The 19,026-nt window shown below is 62.7% G+C and carries 18 protein-coding genes; 10 read left to right on the forward strand and 8 right to left on the reverse strand.

The window, feature by feature from the left end; translation table 11 throughout:
• Positions 1-106: 106 nt before the first annotated feature.
• From MUN46_RS05395 to MUN46_RS05405, 3 genes are all read right to left on the reverse strand, one after another.
• Complete coding sequence (locus MUN46_RS05395; RefSeq protein WP_243377653.1) at positions 107-244, reverse strand: hypothetical protein; 138 nt, start codon at positions 242-244, stop codon at positions 107-109.
• Positions 225-494 (reverse strand): hypothetical protein, encoded by a 270-nt coding sequence (locus MUN46_RS05400; protein ID WP_243377652.1) that lies wholly within the window; start codon positions 492-494, stop codon positions 225-227. Before MUN46_RS05400 ends, MUN46_RS05395 begins: the two co-directional genes overlap by 20 nt.
• 143 nt (positions 495-637) lie before the next feature.
• On the reverse strand, positions 638-1,291 hold the full coding sequence (locus MUN46_RS05405; RefSeq protein WP_243377651.1) for a cupin domain-containing protein: 654 nt from the start codon (positions 1,289-1,291) through the stop codon (positions 638-640).
• A 108-nt stretch (positions 1,292-1,399) separates the two neighbouring features.
• Between MUN46_RS05405 and MUN46_RS05410 the strand changes: the two genes are divergently transcribed.
• The gene (locus MUN46_RS05410) at positions 1,400-2,755 is read left to right on the forward strand and encodes a DUF438 domain-containing protein (RefSeq protein WP_243377650.1); all 1,356 of its coding nucleotides are present in this window, start codon (positions 1,400-1,402) and stop codon (positions 2,753-2,755) included.
• A 257-nt stretch (positions 2,756-3,012) separates the two neighbouring features.
• Here the strand turns inward: MUN46_RS05410 and MUN46_RS05415 are convergent, their stop codons facing one another.
• A complete protein-coding gene (locus MUN46_RS05415) occupies positions 3,013-5,145 on the reverse strand; it encodes a hypothetical protein (RefSeq protein WP_243377649.1) in 2,133 nt (710 codons plus the stop codon).
• Positions 5,146-5,552: 407 nt separating this feature from the next.
• On the opposite strand from MUN46_RS05415, the gene MUN46_RS05420 reads away from it, so the two are divergent.
• Together MUN46_RS05420 and MUN46_RS05425 are read left to right on the forward strand one after the other, a co-directional pair.
• Entirely contained in the window at positions 5,553-5,696 is a 144-nt protein-coding gene (locus MUN46_RS05420) for a hypothetical protein (RefSeq protein WP_243377647.1), read from the forward strand.
• Positions 5,687-6,085 carry a GNAT family N-acetyltransferase gene (locus MUN46_RS05425; protein ID WP_243377646.1) on the forward strand — a complete coding sequence of 133 codons (399 nt, stop codon included), beginning with the start codon at positions 5,687-5,689 and terminating at the stop codon, positions 6,083-6,085. Before MUN46_RS05420 ends, MUN46_RS05425 begins: the two co-directional genes overlap by 10 nt.
• A gap of 43 nt (positions 6,086-6,128) precedes the next feature.
• On the opposite strand, the gene MUN46_RS05430 is transcribed toward MUN46_RS05425, so the two are convergent.
• Positions 6,129-6,953, reverse strand: coding sequence for a MetQ/NlpA family ABC transporter substrate-binding protein (locus tag MUN46_RS05430; protein WP_243377644.1), 825 nt, complete (start codon positions 6,951-6,953; stop codon positions 6,129-6,131).
• 228 nt (positions 6,954-7,181) lie between these two features.
• Between MUN46_RS05430 and MUN46_RS05435 the strand changes: the two genes are divergently transcribed.
• Both MUN46_RS05435 and MUN46_RS05440 read left to right on the forward strand, forming a co-directional pair.
• Positions 7,182-8,078, forward strand: coding sequence for an isocitrate lyase/PEP mutase family protein (locus tag MUN46_RS05435; RefSeq protein ID WP_243377643.1), 897 nt, complete (start codon positions 7,182-7,184; stop codon positions 8,076-8,078).
• A gap of 47 nt (positions 8,079-8,125) precedes the next feature.
• Positions 8,126-8,464, forward strand: coding sequence for a 7(1) septoil knot domain-containing protein (locus MUN46_RS05440; RefSeq protein ID WP_243377642.1), 339 nt, complete (start codon positions 8,126-8,128; stop codon positions 8,462-8,464).
• Between the two features lie 14 nt (positions 8,465-8,478).
• Here MUN46_RS05440 and MUN46_RS05445 read toward each other — a convergent pair whose 3' ends face one another.
• The gene (locus MUN46_RS05445) at positions 8,479-9,249 is read right to left on the reverse strand and encodes a GntR family transcriptional regulator (protein ID WP_243377641.1); all 771 of its coding nucleotides are present in this window, start codon (positions 9,247-9,249) and stop codon (positions 8,479-8,481) included.
• A 142-nt stretch (positions 9,250-9,391) separates the two neighbouring features.
• On the opposite strand from MUN46_RS05445, the gene MUN46_RS05450 reads away from it, so the two are divergent.
• Positions 9,392-10,684: an amidohydrolase gene (locus MUN46_RS05450; RefSeq protein ID WP_243377639.1), complete on the forward strand. Its 1,293-nt coding sequence runs from the start codon at positions 9,392-9,394 to the stop codon at positions 10,682-10,684.
• A 168-nt stretch (positions 10,685-10,852) separates the two neighbouring features.
• Here MUN46_RS05450 and MUN46_RS05455 read toward each other — a convergent pair whose 3' ends face one another.
• A complete protein-coding gene (locus MUN46_RS05455; RefSeq protein WP_243377637.1) occupies positions 10,853-12,409 on the reverse strand; it encodes a sigma-54 interaction domain-containing protein in 1,557 nt (518 codons plus the stop codon).
• Between the two features lie 231 nt (positions 12,410-12,640).
• Here MUN46_RS05455 and MUN46_RS05460 point away from each other — a divergent pair, with 231 nt between their 5' ends.
• The 4 genes from MUN46_RS05460 (at position 12,641) to MUN46_RS05475 (ending at position 17,513) form a co-directional block, all read left to right on the forward strand.
• The gene (locus MUN46_RS05460) at positions 12,641-14,170 is read left to right on the forward strand and encodes a flavocytochrome c (protein WP_237978135.1); all 1,530 of its coding nucleotides are present in this window, start codon (positions 12,641-12,643) and stop codon (positions 14,168-14,170) included.
• A 29-nt stretch (positions 14,171-14,199) separates the two neighbouring features.
• Positions 14,200-14,565 (forward strand): cytochrome c3 family protein, encoded by a 366-nt coding sequence (locus MUN46_RS05465; protein ID WP_237978134.1) that lies wholly within the window; start codon positions 14,200-14,202, stop codon positions 14,563-14,565.
• Between the two features lie 83 nt (positions 14,566-14,648).
• Positions 14,649-16,301, forward strand: coding sequence for an HAL/PAL/TAL family ammonia-lyase (locus MUN46_RS05470; protein WP_237978133.1), 1,653 nt, complete (start codon positions 14,649-14,651; stop codon positions 16,299-16,301).
• A 90-nt stretch (positions 16,302-16,391) separates the two neighbouring features.
• Positions 16,392-17,513, forward strand: coding sequence for a porin (locus tag MUN46_RS05475; RefSeq protein ID WP_285230568.1), 1,122 nt, complete (start codon positions 16,392-16,394; stop codon positions 17,511-17,513).
• A 122-nt stretch (positions 17,514-17,635) separates the two neighbouring features.
• Here the strand turns inward: MUN46_RS05475 and MUN46_RS05480 are convergent, their stop codons facing one another.
• On the reverse strand, positions 17,636-18,997 hold the full coding sequence (locus MUN46_RS05480; RefSeq protein WP_237978131.1) for a tetratricopeptide repeat protein: 1,362 nt from the start codon (positions 18,995-18,997) through the stop codon (positions 17,636-17,638).
• Positions 18,998-19,026: the final 29 nt, after the last annotated feature.

Consider the following 19,026-nt stretch of genomic DNA (forward strand, 5'->3'; position numbering starts at 1 on the left):
CGGACGAGCCCCGGCCCCGGGCGTTTAAGGGCAGCCTTTTATATTTTCCGCCGGGGCGGAGAAAAGAAAACTTCGCGGCAGCAAAGTCGGCCGGGCCGCCGGGCCTCTAGCTTTCCCACCACTCCAACATTTCCAGATCCGTTTCCGTGGGATTGAGAAGCGTCGGATCCCCCGAGGCTGTGGCGAGCAGGCTGCCCAGGTCGTCGAGCGACAGCTTTTCCAGCTCAGGGCCTCCGTTTTCCAACTGATGCCGGCCGGGCGGCAGTCACTTCCTGCCGCTGCTGCGGCGTCAGTCTTGAAGAAAGGGCGTATTCGCCCGGAGACGGGGCTTCCTGGAAAGCCTCCTCGCCCGGGCTGCCCGCTTTGCCTGAAGCGCTCTCTGGCTGCGTCTCTGAGCCGCCGGAGGCGCTCCCGCCGATGATCAGCGTCGCTCCCGGCCGGCCGTGCCTGCGGTCGAACTCTTCCAGCTCCTTCGGATCCGTTATCCCTGGCATCTGCGGTCTCCTTGTCCGTAAAGACTCCGGGATTTTTCCGCCCTGCTTTGAATTCACCAGCGCGAGCTTTAAAAGAGCCTGAAACGTCAGCCCTGGTCCCGCAGAGCGCAGCCGGAGCGGTCCGTGCGGGCCTCCGGGACGTCCTAGGGGAGCTCAAGCAGCAGGGCCATCTGAAAGCCGGAAGGAGCCCCCACGCTGTGCCTGCCCCCTGCCGCAAACTTGAAGTTTTCCCCCGCCCGGATCGGATGCCTTTCGCCTTCGTAGCCGATCACGCCCTCGCCCGAGAGCGCGAAAACCAGGGCGTCGCCCGGCGCGGCGTGCTCGGAAAGGCCCGTCCCGGCGCCAAAGCTCATCAGGGCGAACTTAAGCGCGGGGCTTCCCACGAGATCGAGGTTCACAATCCGGCCGGGCTGCAGAGGCAGGATGCCGGAAATCTGCGCGGCGGCCCCGGGCCTGAGGACCGGATTCACCCGGGCCGGGCCTTTAAGCGCGATTTCCAGATAGACCGCCCCCTGGGCGCTTCGGATGCCGACCGGTTTTCCGACCGGTGTGAGGAAAATGTCTCCCGCCTTCAGCCCCACGGGATCGGCCCCGGCCAGGGCCTCGGCCTTGCCCTCCAGCAGAAGCCAGATTTTGGGCTGCTCGTAGAGCTCGGAGCCGATGTCCGTTCCGGCGGCAAGAGAAAAGCAGGAAATGGCGTAGTGCCCGGTCTCCGAAAGGGAGGTTGAGATCGTGCAGCCCGCGGCCGGCACGTTTTCCCCGGCCAGTGAGAAGACTTTTCCAGCGGTGCCTTTCATTTCGAGGATTCTCCTCCAAAAAGGGTTGATGTTTTTAAATATGTATTTAGAATACATCTTTAAAAATCGAAATGCGAATTTCTTTTCCCAAAGCTCAGCAGGACTGCCATGACCGATTTGAAAGACATCAGGGGACTTGACGATAGGAAACTTGAAGCGGCGCTTGCCATTCGCAGGGCGTACGAAGAGGGGAGGCTTTCGCTTGAAGAAGCCCACCGGCGCCTGAAAAGCGAAGTCCGGTCCCTGAAGCCCTGGGAGATCGCCAGGATCGAACAGGACCTCACGGCGGAGCAGGGCGGCGACGACTGCCGCTCCCGCAGGATTTCAGAACTCTTTCTGATCTACGGCCCGGTGCTCGACCGCAGCCGCCCCGAGCTTCCGGCCGACCACCCGATCGCCCGCTACTATCAGGAAAACGACCGCGAGCGCGGCATCGTGCAGGAAATCGAGGATCTTCTCCAGTACCCCGTGATCCGAAACCAGTGGCTCGAGCTCTACGACAGGCTCTCCGAGATCCGCAGGCATTTCTCCCGCAAGCAGAACCAGCTCTACTCCGTGCTGGAGAAGAAAGGATTTGACCATCCCTCCACCCGCATGTGGCTTTTCGACGATGCGGTCCGGGACGAGATCCGGGAAAACCGCAGGCTGCTGGAGGCCGGGCAGGATGATGAATTCATCGCCCGCCAGGCCTCCCTCCTCGAAGACCTGAAGGACCTGATGGCAAAGGAAGAGCAGGTGCTGCTGCCGACCTCGCTCATGCTGGTGAACCGCCGCGAGTTTGAAGAAATGCGCCGGGGCGACGCGGAAATCGGCTACGCCTGGCTCGGCGAGGGGGCTGACCCGGAGCGCGGAGCTCAGGCCGCGCCCGCCGCCTCGGACGTCAGGGAAGGATTCTCGGCCGATCTCCAGAAGCTGCTTGTGCGCTACGGCCTCGGCTCCGGCGCCTCGGCCGACGGGAAGCTCGAGATGAGGAACGGCAGGCTCACGCTCGAGCAGGTGAACCTCGTGCTGCGGAACCTGCCGCTCGACATTTCCTTCGTGGACGAGAACGACCTTGTCGCCTACTACTCGGACACCGAGCACCGTATTTTTCCTCGGAGCCGCAATGTGATCGGCCGCCAGGTGCGGAACTGCCACCCCAGGACGAGCGTGAAGTACGTGGAGGAAATCCTCGCGAAGTTCAAGTCCGGAGAGGAGGACACTGCGGATTTCTGGATCGACGGGAAGGACGCTTTCGTCTACATCCGCTATGTCGCCGTTCGGGACGAGAAGGGAAAGTTCCGCGGCGTGCTCGAGACCATGCAGGACTGCACCCGCATCCGCGAGCTCACCGGATCCCGCACCCTGCTCACCTGGAGCAGCGAAACGCACGCCCCGGAGCGCCTCTACGGGATTTCGGAACCGGGGACAAGCGAAGGTACGCCAGTCACAAAGGACGGCTGTTTCACTGGAAAGGCTTCTTAACTGTCAGGTCCGTGCCGAGCTCTGTTTTGCTCCGGGCGGGATTTTGAGCGGCATGCAGGCGCCTGCTGATGGATTCTCCCGATGTTTGTTCGGGTTCTTCGCTGTGCTGACAGTAGCAGAGCGGCAGGCTCGTTGTGACGGCCAGCGGCTGACAGGCTTTGGCGCCTTGTCTGCCAGCCCTCTCCTGTTGGAGAGGGCAAAGGGGGGTTTCAAGAGGGAAGCCGTCAGGGGCAGGTTCCGCCGTCAGCCCGATCCTGTCAGTTGATGATGTTTTGTTTCCTGGGCATCCGGGCCAGCAGCCACAGCGCACAGCTGATGCTGTCGCCTGCCTTCACTGGCTTTTTGAAAGCCTTTTTATTGGCGTAGAGCCTTATCAAGAAATCACGGGCCCCGCTTTTGGAAATGGGCGTAACCATGGAGTAAAGAGGAGTGCCAAAAAGGTCGCAGTCCGACACGGAAAGGACAGGGCCTGTGAAGCTGTACCAGCAGCTCGTTTCCGAAGATGAAAGAATAACCATCTGATCGGTCAGGACTTTCGCACCTTTGAAATCAGCCTTCGTTTTCCCGGGGTTTTGCTCCAAAAAGTTTTTGAGGTCCATCTCGTAAAGGGGGCCTTCGGTGATCAGCAGTGGTTCTGTGTCGCGTATTGACGGATCAAAAGCCAGCCCGAAGAGCTCAAAATTTTCTTTAAAGCCAGGCTCACGGGCGAATGAATGAGCAAAGGAGCTCAGCCCCGGCACAAAGCAGGCGAAGGCGTTGGGCTCCAGTTCATTTAAAAGGGCGAGCTCGCCGTTCGCGCAGCCTTTGGGGAGGAAACTCGCCCTGACCTCCATGGAGTGGATCTGCCCGGGCAGGACAGGAACCGTTTCCTCGACATTCAGCGTGTTCTCCGCAGCGGTTTCGTCAGAGGGCCGGGCCGGGAGGGATAATCCCGGCCGGTCCTCGGCGTCCAGTAGAATCATCCCGCCAGGCATGTTTTCGGTAATTGTTGACGCCTCAATGGCGGCCTTGATGCAGTCCGACGCCGCGTCGGATGTCCCGATGAATTCGACAAGCGGTTCTTCTGTCAAACGATCGTGGCTTCTAAATTCCCAGAAGTCGCCTTCCGTGGACGCAAGGTCGTCGAATTGACCGGGATCCATACCCTTCCAGGCTTGGTCAATTTGTTCTCTGCTGGTCTTCTTCACCCAGCACCCTGAAAATTCTCCCGGATAAGCAGTCCAGTAGGAAAACCCAAGAAACATATCAATGTCTTCCGGGGCAGGCGCTGAAACCTCAAGCCGGTCGATTCGTCCTGCCGGGTCGCAGCGGCCTTCGAATAGCATGCAGATATTTTGCTCTTTGGCATCCACAAGCCCGATCCCCAGCCCTGTCGTGTTTTTCTGAGGATTTCTCCGCCTGACGTATGCACACCTTGACGCAAGCGAGGTGTTTTTTTTGTAATCGGTGTTCGCTCTGAGCCAGTCAAGCACAGGCTCAACGCCCTGGGCTTGCAGTTTGCCGTTGACGTTCAGTGAGATGTCAGGGGTGAAAACGGCATGCAGCGGCTTGTAAGCCCGGTGAGCCTGAGCAACTGCCAGCAGCCGCAGGTCATGTGCTTCGTCAAGAATGAGGGAGTTCCGGAACCGTCCCGTTGCCACGTCACCGACGAGCCAACCTTCAGCTTCCAGGACGCATTCGCTTTCTCCGGCTGTTTTGCAGAGCTGCGTCATTTCCTTCGAATCGGCCGCCGTATAAAACACCTCCAGGCACCCGAACGGGGTAGCGGCCCAGGCGTGGAAAAAGCCGGGAACCCGGCCAAGGGCAGTTTCGGTTTCAGGACGCACATCCCATTTGATCATGGGGGCTCTGATCTGGCAAAGAGGGGCAGGCGAAAAAGCAGTTTTAACGCTTTCAAATGAGGCGCGCATGCTGAGAGGCCCGCCGAGTTGGGATTTCGGGATGATCTTGAGCGAAGCGGCAATGAATGAAACTTGGACTGTCAGCTCATCCCAGGGCATGATCGGGCCCATGACGTTGTCGTGCAGCAGCGTCAATGGGATGCTGGACCCTGCCGTGTCGCGTTCCATCAGGGGACATGCGATGATCCATACCGCATAGAGTGAGGACGGGTCTTTTCCTCCCAGCACGAACGATTGTGAGACGAAATGCCAGAAGCTGTCGCTCTGGATCCCGAAGCTTAAAGAGGTCTCTTTAAAGCCGGAGGGCGTTCCGTCCTCATTCCATTTCGTTGCGGTCTCGCCGAGGCTTACTTTCACGGACCCAAGGTCCAGGCAACGGTATCGGATGAAATAGCCGCAAAAAGCAACAGGCTTTTCTCGAGTGGCCTCTGTCAGAGTCTGCACGCTGAAGCTCTGAAGTCCAACAGCTTCCCTGATCGTGGAATGCATGGCGCTCTCCTGAAGGCGAGAAGAGAAAATATAAGCAGGCAACAACATGGGCAGGGCGGCCTTGATTCAATCTTAGTCCTAAGCCCCAGCGTGGGAATTGCGGGACTTTGTTCAGCCGGGCGAAGCGGTACTCCCGGTCATCATTTCTCACGGCCGTTCAGGAAGATCGCTTTGCGGCTGGGGTCCCGATCTACGGCACAGCCGGGTTCCGCCGGGTTCCGGAGGGATGCGGCCCGCAGCACGGGCTGGGGAACAGGGCTCCGGCGAACCAGTTCTAAAGCATAAATTGAGAATTATTCCGTAGAGTCAGGCCGCGCCGCCCCGGAGAAGTTTCTGAGGCGGGGCCGGCTCTTTTTTCCGGTGTTCAAGGACAGCGGGGCCGGTGCTCCCGGCCAGGCGTCGTCACAATGAAATTGAAGGATATGGAACTCGTTGCGGTAGAGAAACAGGACCTGACCGGCTACAAGGCGGCCATGCAGGAGGCTTTCCAAAAGGGCTTTGAGGCGAAATACGGCCCGAGTGAAAAAAGGTCCTTCCCGACATGGATATAGAAGAGTCGCTGAACGCGAAGGGCTCTGCGGCCTACAAAGCCGTCGTGGACGGAGAAATGGTGGGCGGCGCGGTCGTGGCGATCGACCGGAAGACGGGGCACAATCACCTGGACCTGCTTTTTGTCAAAAACGGCTGTCAGAGCCACGGAATAGGCAAGAAGATCTGGTTTGCGATCGAGAAGATGTATCCGGACACGGTCGTCTGGGAAACGTGCACGCCCTATTTCGAGCAGCGGAACATCCACTTTTACGTGAACGTCTGCGGCTTCACCATTACGGAATTCTTTAACGCCAGACACCCGATGCCGGACGTGCCGGCCGACTTTATCGGCGACGGCGGAGAAGGGCTCTTTAAGTTCCAGAAATGGATGAAGCCGCTTCCGCATTGACCGGTCTTCCGGGGCTGCAGACCTGGGCCGCGGCACCGAGGGGTCAGAAGGCGGCGAGGACCGAGCCCTTGTACTTGTTGTTCACGAAGTCCTTTACCTCCGGACTCTGGAAGGACTCGAGCAGGATCTTGAACTCCGGGCGGTCCTTGCTGTCGGTCTGAACCACCAGCACATTGGCGAAGTCCGAATCGGCCCCTTCCAGAAGGAAGGCGTCCCGGGAGGGCGTAAGGTTGGACTTCACGGCCCAGCTGCCGTTGATGACGGCAAATTCCACGTCCGGCAGAGTGCGCCCGAGGTTGGCGCTTTCGACTTCGCGGAACTTCAGGTGCTTCGGGTTGTCCACGATGTCGTGAACCGTGGCATGGGAGCCCGTCCCCTCCCTGAGCCTGATGATCCCGTTGCGCTCGAGCAGCTGCAGGCCCCGCCCCTGGTTCGCGGCGTCCGAAGGCACCGTGACGAGCCCGCCGTCATGGATTTCATCCTTGCTGTGGATCTTGAGGGAGTACACGCCGATCGGGAATATCACGGTTTTCCCGAGAGCCGTGAATTTGTAGCCCTTGCTCTGGATGGCCTTGTTGAGGTAGGGGACGTGCTGGAAGGCGTTCGCGTCTATGTCGCGCGCGTTAAGCGCCTCATTGACCTGGGCGTAGTCGGAAAATTCAACCACCTGGACTTTGAGTCCCTTTTGGGCCGCGACTTTTGCCGCCACTTCGGCCACTTCGGCATGGGGGCCTGAAAGCGTCCCGAGCTTGACGGGCTTGAGACCGCCCTCCGCCGCGCCGGAGTCCTGCTCCTTTTTGCCGCAGGCCGACAGGGCTGCGGCCGCGGCAGCCGTCAGGCCGAGGGCTAGAAATGTTCTGCGATTCATGGCGTTCTCCTTTGGTAATGTCGTGCCCGCCCGCAGATCCCGGGGAGAGGGCGCCCGGGGCGGCGGTGTGATCTTTCCCTTTGTAAATTATCAGTTTTAAGAAAGGATGGACTCTTTATCTGCGGCCCGTCTGAGGTATTACCGCGAAGGGAGCGGATAAAGCCTCGGGATCGCTTTCCGCCCGGGGCCGCGGCAGTACACTGAAGTCTCATTTTTGGGACATCCGCCATGACCTCAGCACACGACAAGCGCCTTCAGTTTCGCAGCAACCTGAAAAACGGGCAGTTTATGACCGCCCCTGGCATCTACGACGCCCTTTCGGCCAAAATCGCGCAGGAGGCGGGCGTGAACTGCCTCGCGATGGGCGGCTACGCGATTTCAGCCTCGCGGCTCGCGCGCCCCGACGTGGGCTTTCTCTCCCAGACCGAGATGGCCCAGGCGCTCAAGGAGATCTGCGACGCGACGGACCTGCCCGTCATCGGAGACGGCGACACGGGCTACGGCAACGCGATGAACGTGCTGCGCGTCGCGCGCGAATACGAGCATGCCGGTGCATCGTGCATTTTCTTTGAGGACCAGGTCTGGCCCAAGCGGTGCGGCCACATGGATGGCAAGCAGGTGATCTCCGCCGAGGAGCACGCGCAGAAAATCCGCGCGGCGTGCGACGCGCGCGAGGATCCGGCCACCGTCATCATGGCCCGCACGGACACCAGGGCCGTCCACGGGCTCGATGACGCCATCCGCCGCGGCAGGCTCTATGCCGAGGCCGGCGCGGAGGTGCTTTTCATCGAGGCGCTCCGGGACCGCGCCGAGATGGAGACTGTGGCCCGGGCGTTCAAAGGAACGGGCGTCGCGCTGTTTGCCAACATGATCGAGGGCGGAAAGACCCCTATCCTCAGCAACCGGGAGATCCGGGACATGGGCTTTGCCGGCGTCTTCTGGTCGTGCACGTCGCTTTATCTGGTGGCAAGCGCCCTGTACCGGGGGTTCCGGACTCTGGTGGAGGAAGGCACCACCGATTCCCTGAAAGACCGGATGATCGAGTTCTCGCAGTTCAACCGCTTCGTCGGGCTGGACGCCTACCGGGAGCTTGAAAGGAAATACCGGGTCGACCGGGACGACTGAGGACGCGTGCGGTCCGGGCTTAAAGAGGGAGACCAAGGAGGAGCGCGATGAGATTTCAAAGCATGGCCGGGGCGGTGGTTCTGGGCGTTTTGCCCCTGCTTTTCATTTTTCCGGACCCGGCCTGGGCCGGGGGAGTCTCGGGAGACTGCAGCTGGAACGGCATCCCGCTTTACGGAAACGTCAAAGTGGTCAATTCATTCCCGGACATCAAGGTGAGGATCGTCTCGAGCTTTCCCGACCTGAAGGTGAAAGAGGTCGATTCGTTCCCGGACTCCTGCGGAAAGTGGCGCTTCGTCGATTCGTTTCCCGACTTCAAGGTGAAGTTCGTGGATTCCTTTCCGGACATAGAAATCAAGTACGTGGACTCCTTTCCGGGGCTGCCCTGAGAGGGGCGGCTCTTTCAGAGATCGAAGGACAGCTGCACCTTGAGGAAGTTCACCTTCATGCGCCGCATTTCAACCGGCACGTGCCCGTAGGTCTTTGAAATGCGCCGGCAGCAGCAAAGCGGCGTGCCCTCGGCGATGGGGTTTCCGATCGCCTCGAGCGTGTCGCGGCCGCACACCTCGCATGAGACGTAGTTGGCGGTCTCCGTGATGACGACTCCGAAGGCCCGTTCGTAAAAGGCGTAGAGCGATTCGTGGGGATCGAGGTTTGCCTTGAAGAACTCCAGCGTGAGGCCCGGGAAATACCTGGCCGGCAGAAAGAGCTCGTCAAGCCCCAGGGAGCAGTCCGGGTTCGTGATCCGGCGGGTGATGTGCAGGACCCGCTCGCCGGGCGGCAGCTGCAGGCTCTCGGCGAGCTCGCCCTGCGCCGGAAGCTCTTCAAAGCGCACGGGAACGCGCTCCTTCAGGTGCAGGGGCCTGCCGTCAAGCGTCTGGAAGGGCTGGAAGCGGTTCCAGTAGCGCCCGGCTCCGAAGCTGCCCACGTACGTTCCCGAGCCCTGGAGCCGCAAGAGCACGCCTTCGTCCACAAGCTCGGAGACCGCGCGGCGCAGCGTACCGACGGAAATGCCGATTTCGTGGGCGAGCACGGGCTCGGCGGGAATCCTCTCGCCGGGCTTCCACTGCTTGGCAAGCAGCCGCCCGATGATGGTCCTTTTGGCGGCCATGTAGCGGGGAATGCGGCGCCTGCTGCCCGGCGGGTTCCTGCGGTCGATTGATTCGCTAGGCATGATGTCCTGTGTTCCATCAAATCATATACATGATATGAGAAGAAGCGGGCCGACGAGCTTTGCCGCGTACAAAATAATCCCATGGGCAGAGCGGATCGCACAGGCGCGCCCGCCCCTGCCGGTTGAAAAAGGAGAAAGCAGCATGGCAGATGAATACGACGCTTACGTGCCGGAGATGGTCGAGACCCGGCGCAGGCTTCACGCTCACCCCGAGCTCGGCTGGACTGAATTCGAGACGACGGCTCTCGTGGCGCAGAGGCTGCAGGCTCTCGGCTTTGAGATCCATCTGGGCACCGAGGTGGTGAATCCCGAGGCGGTCCTCGGGCGCGATCCGAAGGCCGCGAAGGCGGCCGAGGAGCGGGCTCGCGCGCACGGAGTTCCCGAAGAGATCCTGCAGCGCATGGGCGGCTACACCGGCTGCGTGGGCATCCTCGACACCGGCCGCCCCGGTCCCACGCTCGCGTTCCGCCACGACATGGACGCGCTTCCCATTCAGGAGATCACCGATCCGAAGAGCGGCCACCTGCCGGCCGTCGAGGGCTTCGCCTCCACGGTGAAGGGCGTGATGCACGCCTGCGGGCACGACTCGCACACGGCCACGGGCCTCGGGGTTGCGCACTGGCTCTCCGACCACAAGGCGGAGCTCTGCGGGCGCATCAAGCTCATCTTCCAGCCTGCCGAAGAGGGCACGAGGGGAGCGGGTGCGATGGTGGCCGCGGGCGTCGTCGACGACGTCGACTGGTTCTTCGGAGCGCACGTCGGCACCGTGGCGAAGCCCGGCGAAATCGTGATCCAGCCCGACGGCTACATGGCGACCACGAAATTCGACGTGAACTACACGGGCGTGCCCTCGCACGCGGGCGGCAATCCCGAGAAGGGCCGCAGCGCGCTCATCGCCGCGGCCGACGCCGCCGTGATGCTCACCGCGATCACGCGCACCTCCGAGGGCGACACGCGCGTGGCCGTGGGGCGGCTTGACGCAGGCGAGGGCCGCAACATCACCCCGGTGCACGCGCACATGGAGTGCGAGGTGCGCGGCTCGACCTTTGCGGCGAACGACTACATGTTCTCCCGCGCTCAGGAGGTGGTGAAGGGCTCGGCCGAAATGATGGGGGTGAAGTACGAGATCATCAAGACGGGCCAGGCCGGCGTGATCGAGACCACGGATGCGGCGCTAGCCGCAATGCACAAGGCGGCCGGGGAGATCCCCGGCATCAAGGTGCGCGATTACCACAACGCGGGCGGCAGCGAGGACTGCACGCTGTTCATGCACCGCGTGGCCGAGCACGGCGGCAACCCCGGGTTCTTCCTCTTTGGCTGCAACCATCACGGCCATCATCGCCCTGACTTCGACATTCAGGACACGAAGAATATGAAACCCGCGTTCCTGGTTTTCGTGAACCTCGCGCGCGACATCTGCGGGCGCAGGGCCTGACGTCTCCTGACGTAAAAAAGGCGCGCGGGCGGCGGAGCACCTCCCGCTGCGCGCCCTTTTCCGCGCCGGTGCTTTTGCTTAAGCGGCGGAAAGAAGAAGGCCAAAGCCTGTCCTCTTTCCGCTTTTTTTCTTCCGCGGCCGCCCGATGCGCGGCCCTGACGCGCCCGCTTAAAGGAGTCCGAGCTTCGAGAGCCGGCTGCGCAGTGTGTTGGGATGCATTCCGGCGCGTTCGGCGGCGCCGCCCGGGCCCGAGATTTTGCCGTAGCAGCTTTTCAGCAGGGCCGCGAAATAGGCTTTCTGCAACCCCTCCCAATCGTAGGCCGCGAGATCCGGGGCGGCCGGCTCCGCGCGCTGCGGCAGGGGCCTTGCCAGGGCGGCGGGCGCGGGGCGGGGCCCCGGGCGCTGCACGAGGTGCCGGATGATGGGGCCCTCTTCAAGCGCGGCGCGCTCCGTCGAGTTCTCAAGCTCGCGGACGTTGCCGGGCCAGCGGTAGCGGACCGCCTCCTCCAGGGCCTGGGCTGTCAGCCTGGGAATTTCGGAGAGGTGGTACTTCGCGGCGATCCGCTTTAAGAACAGCCTCGCGAGCAGCCCGATGTCCCCCGGTCGGTCCCGAAGCGGGGGGAGCTTGATCGGGAAGACGTGCAGCCGGTAATAAAGATCCGTCCGGAAAAGCCCCTTTTCAACCATTTCCTCCAGGCTTCGGTTCGTGGCCGCGATGATCCGGACGTCGACGGGAATTGAGCTCTCGCCGCCCACCCGGGTGATGGTGCGCTCCTGCAGCACGCGCAGTAGCTTCACCTGCGCAAGCGCGGACAGCTCCTCGATTTCGTCCAGGAAAAGCGTTCCGCCTTCAGCCTGCTCGAAGTAGCCTGCGTGGCGGTTTTTAGCATCCGTGAAAGCGCCTTTTTCATAGCCGAAGAGCTCGCTTTCAATGAGCGAGGCGGGGATTGCGCCGCAGTTGATTGCGATGAAGGGGGCATTGCGCCGGGAGGACATCTGCACGAGGGTGCGCGCCGTCACCTCCTTGCCGGTGCCGGATTCGCCCTCGATCAGGACCGTGACGTCGGTGTCGGCAATCCGGCGCATTTTCTGCGCGACCTGGTAGAGCCCGGGCGAGGCGGCAAGGAACCGCTCGAGCGGCTCGGACTTTTCCTGCCGGAGCTGCCGCCTGAGGGCCTCGTTCTCCCGGCCGATGTGGGCGGCCCAGGCGCGGGCGACCCAGGTGGACAGCGGCTGGGCGAGCGATGCGATGAGCGCCGCCTGCGACTCAAGCCAGGCTTTCTCCCTCAGGCTGTAAAAACAGATGACGCCGACATGCTGCCCGTCGAGTTCGAGGCGCTGCATGACGTAGGAGCCTATGCCGGTAATGACGTTTCGGGTCGCCCATGCCGTGACGGGGTCCTCCGAGAGCGATCTTACGAGTAGCGTCTCCGGCCGGTGCTCGTAGGAGAGTTCGCCCACGAGCCCCTCGGGGATCTTCACCTCGATGTCGAGCCTCAGGCTCTCCGTGGCGTCGGCCCGGGCGAAGAACCGGATGCTTCGGGTCTCGGAGAAAAAGGTGTTCACGAAGATGCCGCTCACCGGCAGCCCCTGCTGCTGCAGCAGCCTCACGAGCCGCCGCAGAGCCTGCAGGGGGCTGGCGAGGCTGCAGACCTCGCTCACCGACTCGTAGAGCTCACGGGGAGCCTGGCCCGGGCCCTCAAGGCCTTTCTGATGATTGTCCATTGTTAACGAAATGTCGTAATTTAACGAATATTCGTAATTTTATACGAAATATCGTTTCAGTAGTTAGTTCAAAAAGTGTGGATTCAGTCTTTGATACGTCGAGAGAATTAGTTCTAAAAGCCCCGCCGGACGGTGGATTACGCGCTGCGGGAGGTACTGCGTCTCAAAGCTGGCACGGTTTGTGCTTTGAGTCTCTGTGAAAAAATGAAAGAGCCTTTTTTTGAGGTCAGCATGAAAAAAAACATCATCCAGAAGGAGACCAGCCGCCGCAGCCTGATCAAGGCCGGCGCCGCCGTCATCTGCGCCGGGGCCGCAGCCTCGCACGCCGCCCCCGCGCCAGCGAAGGCGCGGTTTGACAAGATCTATGACGTGATCGTCGTGGGCTCGGGCTTTGCCGCCCTCGCCGCGGCGCTGCGCGCCCGCGAGCAGGGCGCTCATGTCCTGCTCATCGAAAAGATGCCGGCCTTCGGCGGCAACTCTGCAATTAACGGCGGGGCTTTTGCCGTGGCCGGCTCCCCCCTGCAGGAGAAGTCCGGCATCAAGGACTCCCCGGAGTTGATGCTCAAGGACATGATCCGCTCGGGCCGCGGTCTCTCGCACGTCGACCTTCTCAAGATGATCGTGGAGGGCACCCGCCCCGCCTTCGACTGGGTCGTGAGCTACGGGGTGAAGTTCAAGCCCTTCGTGCAGCACTTCGGCGGGCACAGCGTCCCGCGCATCATGCAGACCGTGGAGTCCACGGGCGGCGGCATCACTCGGCCGCTTGCCGAGGCCTGCCTTAAAAAAGGCGTCGAGATGCACAGGCGCGCGATGATGCGCGACTTCATCCGCAGCGCCGACGGCCGCGTGATCGGTCTGAAGGTGCGCGAAGGCTACATCTTCCCCAAGGAGGATTCCGGGGTGGACGTCACCTACGGGGCTCGCCGCGGCGTTGTGATGGCGACCGGGGGCTTTTCACGCAACATCTGGTTCCGCAGCCAGCAGGATCCGCTGCTTGATTCCCGGCTTGACTCCACGAATCAGCCCGGGGCGACGGGCGAGGGCCTTCTCAAGATGCTCGCGATCGGCGGCGCTCCCGTCCAGCTCGACCAGATCCAGCTCGGCCCCTGGAGCTCGCCCGAGGAAAAGGGCTTCGGCCTTGTCTCCCAGTTCAACACGATCGCCGGCTTCCCGATGGGCATCATGGTGGATCCGCGCACGGGCCGCCGCTTCTGCAACGAGCTTGCCGACCGAAAGGAGCGCGCCGACAAGATCCTCACCATGATTGAAAACGGCAAGCCCGTCTACCCCATCTGCTTTACCGACACGAAGGGCGTCGCGAAGGCTCAGACCCTCAAGAACGGCCTCAAGTACGGCGTGATCCACAAGTTCGACTCGCTTGAGGCGATTGCCCGCGGTTTCCACATGCCGGTCGAGGCTTTCGTCGCTCAGGTGAAGGAGTTCAACGGCTATGTCCGCGCGAAGGACGACAAGCAGTTCCACCGCCCGCTGCAGCTCGCGATCGTCCTGGACAAGCCCCCGTTCTACGCCGTGAAGGTCTGGCCGAAGGTCCACTACTGCATGGGAGGCGTCGGCATCAATCCGAAGGCCGAGGTGCTCGACGTGATGGGCCGTCCGATTCCCGGACTCTTCGCCGCGGGCGAGGTGACCGGCGGCGCCCACGGGGCGAGCCGCCTCGGGGGCTGCGCGATTGCAGACGGCCTGTGCTTCGGCCGCATCGCCGGACTGTCCGCGGCCAGCAGCACCCCTGTTGATCTTTAACCCAGGCGAAGAAGAGGAAGGAGACTGAAATGATGAAAAAACAGATGCTGGCCGCGATGTCTGCAGCCGTCCTCGGCGCCTTCGCCCTGAACGCCTGGGCGGCCCCTGCGGTTCCGATGGGAGCCCACCACGCGAAGATGAAGTGCGAGACCTGCCACACGAAGGACAACGCCGTGAAGGGCAACGCCTTCGTGCCGCCTTCGGACAAGACCTGCGAGGGCTGCCACGGCAGCTACGCGGCGCTTGCGAAGAAGACCGCGGGCGGCTCCGAGCCCAACCCCCACTATTCGGCCCATTACGGCGAGTCGCTGTCTTGCAGCGCCTGCCACAGGCAGCACGAGAAACCGCAGTCCTACTGCAACAACTGCCACGACTTCAGGCACAAGATGCCCTGAAACCGAACACTGGGTCGAAAATAAAACTTTTTTTCAAGGGCACCGCTTGAGCGGGCCCGACTTACCACTGGAGAGAACTAAAAATGGCAAAAACTAGGATCATTGCCGCCGCCGTCGCCCTTGCCTTCGCCGGCAGCGCTTACGCCGGCGTCGTCACTCTGGACGGACACCACCTCACGATGGATCAGGCCTGGGAGGTCGCCAACGGCCAGTCCACCGTCGAGATCGCCCCGAGCGCGAGGCAGAATCTGATCCTGTCGCACAAGCTCGTGATGGAAGCCGCCGCTCAGGGCAAGCCCGTGTACGGCCTCACCACCGGCGTGGGCCTCAACAAGGACAAGAAGCTATTTGACGCGAACGGCAAGCTCACCAAGGAGGTGCTCGACGCCTCCCGCGCCTTCAACTACAACGCCTTCCGCGCGCACTCGGCCGGCATCGGCCCGATGATGCCGGAAAACCTCGCCCGCCTGTCCATGGTGATCCGCCTGAACACCATGCTTGCGGGCCAGTCCGGCGCCCAGGTCCGCGTGGCTGACCTCTACCGCGAATTCCTCAACAAGCACATCACCCCCGAGATCCCCTCGCGCGGCACGATCGGTGAGGCCGACATTCTGCTCGCCTCGCACGTCGGCTCCGTGATGATCGGCGAGTGGCGCGCCCGCGTCGACGGCCGCCTGATGAGCGGCGCCGAAGCCCTCAAGGCAAAGGGCATTACCCCTCTGGTTCCCGAGGGCAAGGACGCCCTCGCGGTCCTTTCGAACAGCTCGGTCGCCATGGCCTATGCGCTTGACGGCTACAAGAAGGCCCTGCAGGTCACGAAGACGACTCCTGTTGTCTTCGGCCTTTCCCTCGAGGGGCTCAACGGCAACGTCGCCCCGTTCCTGCCTCAGACGGTCGCCGTGCGTCCGTTCCCCGGCCTCGACAAGGCGGCCGAGTCCCTGAGGCTCTCGCTCAAGGGCTCCTACCTCTGGCAGCCCGCGAAGGATCGTCCGCTGCAGGATCCGCTCTCCTACCGCACCACGGTCTACGCGCTGGCTGAAGCGAACAACGCGCTTGCCGACCTGAAGAAGGTGATCGACGTCCAGATCAACGCGGGCGACGACAACCCCGCCACGATTCTCAATGCGAAGCAGGACTACCGCTCCGAGAGCAAGCAGGTCGCCAATTACTTCATCGACGGCAAGGAAGTGAACGGCGCGATCATTCCGAGCGCGAACTTCGAGGTCCTGCCGGTTGCGCTCGCCCTGCAGCGCGCCTCTCTCGCGGTGGCCCACCTGTCGCACAACGCCGTGCAGCGCACGATCCACCTCTCCGATGAGCACTTCACGGGCCTCACCCGGTTCCTTACCGCCCCGGGCAACAAGGGCCACGCCTTCGGCGCGATCCAGAAGGCCTTCATGGGCATGCACGTCGACACGATGGCGCTCGCCCAGCCCGTGTCGCTCTACGGCATGCCGGTCGCAGGCGACATCGAGGATACGTTCACGCAGCTGCTGCAGGCCGGACAGCGCCTGGGCCAGATTGCCGAGAACACGCGCTACGTCTACGGGCTTGAGCTGCTGCACGGCGCCCAGGCAATCGACCTTCGCCGCCAGAAGAGCGGGAACTTCGCCATGTCCTCCGACACCGCGAAGCTCTACAACGCCTTCCGCAAGGTTTCTCCCTATGTCGACCGCGACCGTCAGTTCACCGACGACATTGAAAACGCCGCGAAGCTGATCGGCAGCTGGAATTAACGCTTTTCTCTCTCCGGACAGGGCGGCCCGGCGCCTTTTTGCGGGCGCCGGGCCGCACCTGTCTCTCTCTGCTATTCAAAGGAAAAAACCATGAATTCCAACAAGATTGCTGCGGCGCTCGCCGCCGCGGCCCTGTCCGGGGCGGCCGCAGCCGCCCCCTCGGTCACGATGTACGGGGTCGTTGACACGGGCCTGCAGTACACCCACGTCTCAAACCGGGGCGTCGACACGTTCGAGATGAATTCCGGCAACTATGCGGGCTCGCGCTGGGGCGTGAAAGGCGAGGAGAAAATCGGCTCCTCCAGCGTGGGCTTCATTCTGGAGTCGGGCTTCGCAAGCGATACGGGCGCGCAGGGCAAAAGCGGCAGCATCTTCAACCGCGAGTCCCAGATCTATGTGAAGGGCTCCTGGGGCCGGATCGGCGCGGGCCGGGTCGGGGCCTTCACCTCGGGCTCTTCGTCCCTTTCCCGCTACTGGGACTTTGAGCCCTTCGAGACCGGGTACTACGACGCGGGCGTGCAGGGCACGCAGGTGAACGTCTGGAGGCTCAACAGCAACACCCTCTACTACGTCTCCCCGAAGATGAACGGCTTTGAGTTCGGCGGCCAGTATTCGTTCACGGGCAGCACGTCCGACAAAGAGACGAACGGGATGGCCCGCGACAGCCACTTCGGGAACATCTACGCGCGCTGGGACGGAAAGAATGCGCGGGTGATCGCCGGGGTTGAGGCCGACTTCATCGGCCACGACTACCGGGACACCGACCCGAACAAGACGAGGTGGTCGGCGAAGCTTGCCGGCGCCTGGACCCCGAACGCGGGCCCGGTGACGCTGTTTGCGGGCTACAACTATTACAAGAACCAGAACCGCTTCACCGACTCGACCTGGGACGACGACTACAAGGTGGTCTATGACGGCAGCGGCCGCGGGCTCGAGGGACATGCCTTCTTCCTGGGCGGCCGCTACAGCGTTGGAGCCGCGAGCTTTCTCGGGCAGTTCCAGTTCCTCACGGGCAAGAACAAGGGCGCCGTGAAGGGCGACGAGGACGACTACAAGCGCTACGTGGGGTCGCTCGGCGTGCACTACTACTTCAGCAAGCGCACGATGGGCTACGGCGTCGTCTCCTACGCGAAGGGCACGGGGCTGCTTGACACCGACACGACCGAAACGAACCGGGTCGTGACGACCGTGGGCGTCACGCACTGGTTCTGACAGACAAGCGACTCTTTTTTCCGGTCTTTCTTTTTAAGCCGGAAGTCTCCGGGGCGAAAGCCCCGGAGATTCACTGGCCCTGTTTCCGAAGGGCCCTGGCGCGGGCGCTGTCCCGCGCCTTTTTAGTTGAGAATACGGCCGCCGCGCCTGAAGCCTGAGCTGGAGCCGGAAGCCGGCGCAGGCATCTGCGCGAGGTTGTATTTAGCCGTGACGCTGCCCTGGTCCGCCGCCCTCCCGAACCATTCCCGGGCCTTCTCCAGGTCCCGCGGGACGCCCCGGCCGTGGTAGTAGCAGGACCCGAGGCTGCACTGGGCCGGGGCGTCGCCCTGCAGGGCTGCCTTCAGGTACCACAGGGCGGCCTGCTCGTAGTCGAGCTCGGTCCCAATGGCGCCCTCGTAGCAGCCTCCGAGGTTGTTCTGTGCGACGGCAAGCCCCTGCCGGGCGGCCTTTTCATACCATTTGAACGCTTCCTTGTCGTCCGGGGCGACGCCCCGTCCCTCCTCATAGAAGACGCCCAGCGAGTTCTGCGCGTCGGCAAGGCCCTGCAGGGCCGCCTTCCTCACCCATTCGAAGCCCAGCGTCTCGCTTTGCTCGACTCCCGTGCCCTCGGAGTAGAGCAGCCCCAGGCTGTACTGGGCCTCGGCCACTCCCTGATCGGCCGCTTTTTTATACCAGCGGGCGGCAAGCTTCGGGCTGCGGGGCAGGCCCCGGCCCCATTCGCGGCACAGCCCCAGGAAATACTGGGCGTCGGGCTGGCCCTGCGAGGCGGCTTTTTTCGCCCAGTACACGGCTTTTTTCTCATCCTGCTCGACGCTGATGCCATGGTCGTAGGAGGCCGCGAGCTCGTACTGGGCCTCCCGGTCGCCCTGCTCGGCGGCCTTCGTGAACCACTCGAAGGCCTTCATTCCGTCCCGGGGCACCCCCGTGCCCTCGTCGAAGCAGACTCCGAGCTCGTACTGCGCAACGGGCAGCCCCTGCAGAGCCGCCATGGCGATCCACTGCGCCCCGTACGCTTCGTTTTTTTCTATCCCCCTGCCGTCGAGGCACAGGCAGCCGAGCAGGTACTGGGCCTTGGGTTCGCCCTGCAGGGCCGCCTTGAGCGCCCAGCGAGCGGCCCGGGCGCTGTCCTTCGGGACACCTCGCCCCTCGTCGAGCATCAGCGCGACTTCGTACTGCGCCAGCGCGAGCCCCTGCTCGGCCGCCCTCTCGTACCACTTGAAGGCCTCGGGGTAGTCCTGGCCGATGCCCGAGCCTTCGTAAAGGCAGTCGGCGAAATTGAACTGCCCGGAGGCACTTCCGCCCTCGGCCGCCTTCCTGTACCACTCGAGCGCGGTCTTGAGGCTGCGGCTCACGCCCCGGCCCGTTTCGAACCTCAGGCCGAGCTCGGACTGCGCGTCGGCGTCTCCCGCGAGGGCTCTCCTTTTGACTTCTTCGATGTCGGAGCCGCCCTCGGCGTCCTTCGGCTTTTCTCCGCTTCTTTTCATTGCTGTGTCTGTCGTTTTTTCTGAAAAAC

Origin of the sequence: Mesosutterella faecium (assembly GCF_022809315.2) — a bacterium.
GTDB lineage: Bacteria > Pseudomonadota > Gammaproteobacteria > Burkholderiales > Burkholderiaceae_F > Mesosutterella > Mesosutterella faecium.

Bases quoted from the DNA above. Each gene is read 5' to 3' on its own strand.
- MUN46_RS05410 (WP_243377650.1), top strand. From the start codon at position 1,400: ATGACCGATTTGAAAGACATCAGGGGACTTGACGATAGGAAACTTGAA.
- MUN46_RS05475 (WP_285230568.1), top strand. From the start codon at position 16,392: ATGAATTCCAACAAGATTGCTGCGGCGCTCGCCGCCGCGGCCCTGTCC.
- MUN46_RS05425 (WP_243377646.1), top strand. From the start codon at position 5,687: ATGGATATAGAAGAGTCGCTGAACGCGAAGGGCTCTGCGGCCTACAAA.
- MUN46_RS05415 (WP_243377649.1), bottom strand. From the start codon at position 5,145: ATGCATTCCACGATCAGGGAAGCTGTTGGACTTCAGAGCTTCAGCGTG.
- MUN46_RS05480 (WP_237978131.1), bottom strand. From the start codon at position 18,997: ATGAAAAGAAGCGGAGAAAAGCCGAAGGACGCCGAGGGCGGCTCCGAC.
- MUN46_RS05445 (WP_243377641.1), bottom strand. From the start codon at position 9,249: ATGCCTAGCGAATCAATCGACCGCAGGAACCCGCCGGGCAGCAGGCGC.
- MUN46_RS05420 (WP_243377647.1), top strand. From the start codon at position 5,553: ATGAAATTGAAGGATATGGAACTCGTTGCGGTAGAGAAACAGGACCTG.
- MUN46_RS05405 (WP_243377651.1), bottom strand. From the start codon at position 1,291: ATGAAAGGCACCGCTGGAAAAGTCTTCTCACTGGCCGGGGAAAACGTG.
- MUN46_RS05440 (WP_243377642.1), top strand. From the start codon at position 8,126: ATGAGATTTCAAAGCATGGCCGGGGCGGTGGTTCTGGGCGTTTTGCCC.
- MUN46_RS05465 (WP_237978134.1), top strand. From the start codon at position 14,200: ATGATGAAAAAACAGATGCTGGCCGCGATGTCTGCAGCCGTCCTCGGC.
- MUN46_RS05470 (WP_237978133.1), top strand. From the start codon at position 14,649: ATGGCAAAAACTAGGATCATTGCCGCCGCCGTCGCCCTTGCCTTCGCC.
- MUN46_RS05430 (WP_243377644.1), bottom strand. From the start codon at position 6,953: ATGAATCGCAGAACATTTCTAGCCCTCGGCCTGACGGCTGCCGCGGCC.
- MUN46_RS05435 (WP_243377643.1), top strand. From the start codon at position 7,182: ATGACCTCAGCACACGACAAGCGCCTTCAGTTTCGCAGCAACCTGAAA.
- MUN46_RS05400 (WP_243377652.1), bottom strand. From the start codon at position 494: ATGCCAGGGATAACGGATCCGAAGGAGCTGGAAGAGTTCGACCGCAGG.
- MUN46_RS05455 (WP_243377637.1), bottom strand. From the start codon at position 12,409: ATGGACAATCATCAGAAAGGCCTTGAGGGCCCGGGCCAGGCTCCCCGT.
- MUN46_RS05460 (WP_237978135.1), top strand. From the start codon at position 12,641: ATGAAAAAAAACATCATCCAGAAGGAGACCAGCCGCCGCAGCCTGATC.
- MUN46_RS05450 (WP_243377639.1), top strand. From the start codon at position 9,392: ATGGCAGATGAATACGACGCTTACGTGCCGGAGATGGTCGAGACCCGG.